The organism is Thermus composti, assembly GCF_014647535.1.
GTDB classification, from domain to species: domain Bacteria; phylum Deinococcota; class Deinococci; order Deinococcales; family Thermaceae; genus Thermus; species Thermus composti.
Window position 1 is genome coordinate 1 of record NZ_BMPJ01000051.1, and the last position, 4991, is coordinate 4991.

Below are 4991 nucleotides of genomic sequence, written 5' to 3' on the forward strand. Positions count from 1 at the left end.
GACTGGGGCGAAGTCGTAACAAGGTAGCTGTACCGGAAGGTGCGGCTGGATCACCTCCTTTCTAAGGAGACTAAGCCCGTTTCCCGCGCTTTCCCCTATCCCCGGCGCCAACCCCCCGGAATGGGGGGTTTCTTTTTTAAGGGAGGCTTATGGACTTTTTGGAGGCCCTCTCCCGACCGCCCTTGGTCCTCGGGGTGGACCCCCGGCCCGGACTTCACGGTTCTGAGCCTTTGGTGCATCTACGCCGCTATACTTTGGAGCTTTGCGAGCGTTTGGCTCCTCGGCTTGCCGCGGTGAAGTTTCAGCTGGCCTTTTTTGAGGCTTTGGGACCTGAAGGGATGGCCCTTTTGGTGGAGCTTGTTAGCGGAGCCCGGGTGATGGGGCTCCCGGTGATCTTTGACGGCAAGCGAGGGGATATCGGCTCCACGGCGGAGGCCTACGCCGAGGCCTACCTTCGCCGCTTTCCCGGGAGCGCCCTCACCGTCAACCCCTACCTGGGCTTGGACGCTCTGAAGCCCTTTTTCCAAGCGGCGGCCGAAAGCGGCGGGGCGGTCTTCGTCTTGGCCAAGACCTCTAACCCGGGTTCGGGTTTTCTTCAGGACCTTTCCGTGGAGGGGAGGCCCCTTTACCTTTACCTGGCGGAAGCCTTGGCCCAGGAAGGGGAGGCCTACCGGGAAGGTCCTTGGAGCCGGGTGGGGATGGTGGTGGGGGCCACCTACCCGGAGGCCGTGGCCAGGGTGCGGGAAAAGGCGCCCCACGCCCCCCTCCTCCTCCCTGGCCTGGGGGCCCAGGGGGGGAAGCCCCTTAAGGGGGAGGGGCTCCTCTTTTCCGCTAGCCGGGCCCTTTTTTACCCCGGGGGGAGGCCCGACCTGGAGGCGGCGGAAAGGGCGGCGGAGGGCTTCCTTAAGGCTTTGGTAGAGTAGGGGGGATGGACGTCCTGGAGCTTTACCGGAGGACGGGGGCTCTTCTCGAGGGCCACTTCCTCCTGCGTTCGGGGATGCACTCCCCCCTCTTTTTGCAGTCGGCGGCCCTCCTCCAGCATCCCCTTTACGCCGAGGCCGTGGGGGAGGCTTTGGGAAAGCTCTTTGAGGACGAGAAGGTGGACCTCGTCATTGCCCCGGCCATTGGGGGTGTGGTCCTCTCCTTTGTGGTGGCGAAGGCCCTCGGGGCCCGGGCCCTCTTCGCCGAGAAGGACGGGAAGGGGGGGATGCTAATCCGAAAAGGGCTCACCGTGAACCCGGGGGACCGCTTCCTGGCGGTGGAGGACGTGGTGACCACCGGGGAGAGCGTCCGCAAGGCGATCCAGGCGGCGGAGGCCCGGGGCGGGGTGCTGGTGGGCGTGGGGGCCATCGTGGACCGGAGCGGGGGGAGGGCCTCCTTCGGCGTGCCCTTCCGGGCCCTGGTCTCCCTCGAGGTTCCCCAGTACGCCCCGGAGGCCTGCCCCCTCTGCCGGGAAGGGGTTCCCTTAGAGGAGGTCTAGGGTGCGCTTCCTCGTGGCCCTTCTTTTCGGCTTTCTCTCCCTGGCCCTCGCGGCCCCGGAGGAGGCCGCGAGGGAGGCCGTGGCCCGGTGGCTTAGAGGGGAGCTTTCCCCGAGCCTCGAGGAGGTCCTTAAGGCTCCTCCGGAGGAGGCCCCGAGGCTCCTTGAGCGCTACGCCCTCTTTCCCCCGCCCCCCCAGGGGCTTACCGTGAACCTGGAAAGCCCCCAGGTGGAGGAAAACCGGGTCTCCTTCCCCGCCGCCCTTGGGGGGGAGGTGGGGGAGGTGGTGGTGGTCCTGGAGGGGGAAAGGGTGCGCCGGATCTACTTCCGTTCCGAGGGGCTCGGGGTGCCCGCCTACCTCCTCACCCCCATGGCGGGCTTCGGGTTTTTGCTCCTTTCCCTCTTTTGGGGCCTCCTCCTCTTCTATCCTTCCCCCTTCCGGGCCTGGCTTCTTGAAGCCCTCTCCCTGATCCGGGCCTACCGGGGCCTTTACCTTTTCACCAACCTTTTCCTCTACGGCCTTTTCGCCTTGGGGGCGTTTCTCGCCTACGGGATGCCCGAGCTCGCCCGGGCGGTGCAGGTCCTCTTCGGGGGCGCCTTGGAGGCCATCGGCCTTCAGGAGGCGGTGGACAGGGGCGTTTTGGTCCTCGCCGGGGTCATCTTCCACTGGAACTTCAGCCAGGGGCTTTTCCTCACGGGGCTCCTTCCCGCCCTGCTTTTGGGGGTTCCCGTGCTCCTCCTCAATGCCCTCCGCTACTTCGCCTTTGGCTTCGCCCTCTCCCCCGTCCTTCTGGGAAGCGCCTTCCTCCTCCACCTGCCCACCCTCCTTTTGGAGCTCCAGGCCTACATCCTCGTCACCTTCGGCGGGCTTGTGCTCCTCGCCCGGGTGGCCGGAGGCCAGGGGTACCGGGAGGGGCTTAGGGGGCTCCTTTTGGCCTTCTATTTGGGGGCCCTCTTCCTCCTCGCCGCCGCCTGGTACGAGGCCTGGGAGGTGGTCTTCCTCCTATGAGGGTGGCGGTCCTGGGGGCGGGGGCCTGGGGGACGGCCTTGGCCGTCCTCCTCGCCAGCAAGGGGGTGCCCACCCGGCTTTGGGCCCGGCGGAAGGCGCAGGCGGAGGCCTTGCAGGCCATGCGGGAGAACCGGGACTACCTCCCGGGGGTGGCCATCCCCGCCTACCTCTACCCCACCCATGACCCCGAGGAGGCCCTGGAGGGGGCGGAGCTTGCGGTGGTGGCGGTGCCCTCCAAGGCCCTCCGGGAGACCTTGGCCGTCCTTCCCCCGGCCCCCTGGTACGTCTCCGCCACCAAGGGCCTCTTTTACGGGGGGGAGGGGGTCCGGACGCCCGCGGAGGTGGTGGAGGCCCTGACCCAAAGGCCGGTGGTGGCCCTTTCCGGGCCCAACCACGCCGAGGAGGTGGCCCGCTTCCTCCCCACGGCGAGCGTGGCCGCGGGGCCGGAGGACCTCGCCCGGCGGGTCCAGGCCCTCTTTTCCGGGCCCACCTTCCGGGTCTACACCAGCCGGGACCGGCGGGGGGTGGAGCTCGGGGGGGCGGTGAAGAACGTCTTGGCCCTGGCGGCGGGGATGGTGGACGGGCTTAGGCTGGGGGACAACGCCAAGGCGGCCCTCCTCACCCGGGGGCTTAGGGAGATGGTCCGCTTTGGCACCGCCCTTGGAGGGGAGGAGGCCACCTTCTACGGGCTTGCGGGCCTGGGGGACCTCCTGGCCACCGCCTACAGCCTCCACTCCCGCAACCGCATGGCGGGGGAGAACCTGGTGCGGGGGGTGGACCGGGAAGCCCTCGAGGCCCGGGGGGTGGTGGAGGGGCTTTACGCGGTGAAGGCCATGGTGGCTTGGGGGAAGGAGCAAGGGGTGGAGCTCCCCGTGGCCGAGGCGGTCCACCGGGTGGCCCACGAAGGCCTGGACCCCCTGGCGGCCCTTAAGGCCCTCATGGCCCGGGAGCCCAAGGAGGAATGAGGCCGCCCCATGCGGGCTTGCCCAGGGGGCTTTTTGGGACAGGCCGGGCGGAGGAAAGGGGAGGGGGTCCGGAGGTAGCATGAAGAAAATGCTTGCCCGAAAGCCCCTTTCCCTGGAGCGCTATTTGGAAGAGGAGGTGGAAAGCCCCGTGAAGCGGGAGTTCTACCGGGGCTTTCCCTACGCCATGGCCGGGGCCAGCGCCCTCCACAACCGCGTGGCCCTGAACATTGCCGCCCGCTTCCTGGAGGCGGCCCGGCCCCGGGGGTGCCGGGTCTACATGAGCGACATGAAGCTTCGGATCCGGGACGAGGCGGTCTACTACCCGGACGTGATGGTGGTCTGCAGGGAGGGACCGCCCCACCTGTACTACGAGGAAGCCCCCTGTGCCGTGGTGGAGGTCCTCTCCCCCGCCACCGAGGCCTTGGACCGCAGGGAGAAACGGGCCATGTACCTGAGTCTGGATAGCCTCCAGGTCTACCTCCTGGTGGACCCGGAGAAGCGTCGCTTTACCGCCTACCGCCTCACCCCTGAGGGGTTTGTGGAGGAGGAAGGCGAGGAGGTGTACGTGCCCTGCCTGGACCTGCGCCTCTCCCTCGAGGACGCCCTCCGGCTTTAGAAGAACTCGGCGAGGAAGCCCAAAAGGGCGGTGCGGAAGGCCTTGGGGTTTTCCAGGTTGGCGAGGTGGCCTGTCTCCGGGAGGATGAGCATGCGGGCGTCGGGGAGGGCCTTCCACATGCGTTTGGCCTCCTCCGGGGGGGTGAGGGTGTCCTCCTCCCCCACGAGGACGAGGGCGGGCACCTGAATCCGGGAAAGGAGAGGGGTGGAGTCGGGCCTTTCCGCCAGGGCCACGAGGGTTTCCGCCACGGCCTCTGGGGTGGCCTCCAGGATGATCGCCTTGGCCTTCTCCACCACCTCGGGCTTGGTGGCCTGGGTCGTCCGGCCCAGGTGGCTTGGGAGGAGGGCTTCGGGAAGAAAGCCCACCCCTTCCTTCAGCACCCGCTCCTTGAGGGCGTAGCGGTTCCTCTTGACCTCCTCCGTGTCGGGGCCCGACCGGGTGCTGGAGAGGACCGCGCCCAGGAAGCGCTCCGGGGCTTTCCGGAAGAGCTCAAAGATGAGGTACCCCCCCATGGAGAGCCCCACGAAGACCGCCTGCTCCAGCCCCGCCTCGTCCATTTCCTGCAGCACCTTCTCGGCGGCCTTCCCCAGGGAAAGGCCCAGGTAATGGGGGGCGAGGACGGGGAGGCGGGTCTTGAGGAGGGCCACCTCGCCCTCCCACATCCTGGGGCTATAGGGGAAGGCGTGCAGAAAGATCACACCCTTCATGCTTCCTCCACCACGGGTTCGCCCTTGAGGCCCAGGGCCTCGAGGCGGGCGATGAGGGCGGGGTCCTCCACGATGACCACGTTCTCCCGCCCCAGGGTCTTGGCCCGGATCCTGCCCTCCTTGGCCGCCTCCTTCCAGGCCTCCATAAGCAGGACTTTACCCACATCTCCGTTTCGTGGTAAATCTCCCCTTGCGGGCGCAGCCCGTATCTGGTACC

General features: G+C 67.9%; 7 protein-coding genes and 1 rRNA gene. 6 read left to right on the forward strand and 2 right to left on the reverse strand.

What is annotated here, in order from left to right; genetic code table 11:
• The 6 genes from IEX93_RS11220 to IEX93_RS11245 all read left to right on the forward strand — a co-directional run.
• Positions 1-61: ribosomal RNA gene (locus IEX93_RS11220) — 16S ribosomal RNA — on the forward strand; the annotation flags it as partial.
• Positions 62-149: 88 nt separating this feature from the next.
• Entirely contained in the window at positions 150-923 is a 774-nt protein-coding gene (pyrF, locus tag IEX93_RS11225; protein ID WP_188848271.1) for an orotidine-5'-phosphate decarboxylase, read from the forward strand.
• 5 nt (positions 924-928) lie between these two features.
• Positions 929-1480, forward strand: a complete 552-nt coding sequence (pyrE, locus tag IEX93_RS11230) for an orotate phosphoribosyltransferase (protein ID WP_188848272.1) — start codon at positions 929-931, stop codon at positions 1478-1480.
• A gap of 1 nt (position 1481) precedes the next feature.
• Positions 1482-2486: a hypothetical protein gene (locus tag IEX93_RS11235; protein ID WP_188848273.1), complete on the forward strand. Its 1005-nt coding sequence runs from the start codon at positions 1482-1484 to the stop codon at positions 2484-2486.
• On the forward strand, positions 2483-3451 hold the full coding sequence (locus tag IEX93_RS11240) for an NAD(P)H-dependent glycerol-3-phosphate dehydrogenase (protein ID WP_188848274.1): 969 nt from the start codon (positions 2483-2485) through the stop codon (positions 3449-3451). Before IEX93_RS11235 ends, IEX93_RS11240 begins: the two co-directional genes overlap by 4 nt.
• 79 nt (positions 3452-3530) lie before the next feature.
• Positions 3531-4067, forward strand: coding sequence for a Uma2 family endonuclease (locus tag IEX93_RS11245; protein WP_188848275.1), 537 nt, complete (start codon positions 3531-3533; stop codon positions 4065-4067).
• On the opposite strand, the gene IEX93_RS11250 is transcribed toward IEX93_RS11245, so the two are convergent.
• A complete protein-coding gene (locus IEX93_RS11250) occupies positions 4064-4774 on the reverse strand; it encodes an alpha/beta fold hydrolase (protein WP_188848276.1) in 711 nt (236 codons plus the stop codon). The two genes, IEX93_RS11245 and IEX93_RS11250, sit on opposite strands and share 4 nt — an antisense overlap.
• On the reverse strand, positions 4771-4920 hold the full coding sequence (locus IEX93_RS11255) for a hypothetical protein (RefSeq protein WP_188848277.1): 150 nt from the start codon (positions 4918-4920) through the stop codon (positions 4771-4773). The genes IEX93_RS11250 and IEX93_RS11255 overlap by 4 nt, the downstream gene beginning before the upstream one ends.
• Between the last annotated feature and the right edge of the window lie 71 nt (positions 4921-4991).

Coding starts and splice junctions, on each gene's coding strand:
- pyrF (WP_188848271.1), top strand. CDS start 150: ATGGACTTTTTGGAGGCCCTCTCCCGACCGCCCTTGGTCCTCGGGGTG.
- pyrE (WP_188848272.1), top strand. CDS start 929: ATGGACGTCCTGGAGCTTTACCGGAGGACGGGGGCTCTTCTCGAGGGC.
- IEX93_RS11240 (WP_188848274.1), top strand. CDS start 2,483: ATGAGGGTGGCGGTCCTGGGGGCGGGGGCCTGGGGGACGGCCTTGGCC.
- IEX93_RS11245 (WP_188848275.1), top strand. CDS start 3,531: ATGAAGAAAATGCTTGCCCGAAAGCCCCTTTCCCTGGAGCGCTATTTG.
- IEX93_RS11250 (WP_188848276.1), bottom strand. CDS start 4,774: ATGAAGGGTGTGATCTTTCTGCACGCCTTCCCCTATAGCCCCAGGATG.
- IEX93_RS11255 (WP_188848277.1), bottom strand. CDS start 4,920: ATGGAGGCCTGGAAGGAGGCGGCCAAGGAGGGCAGGATCCGGGCCAAG.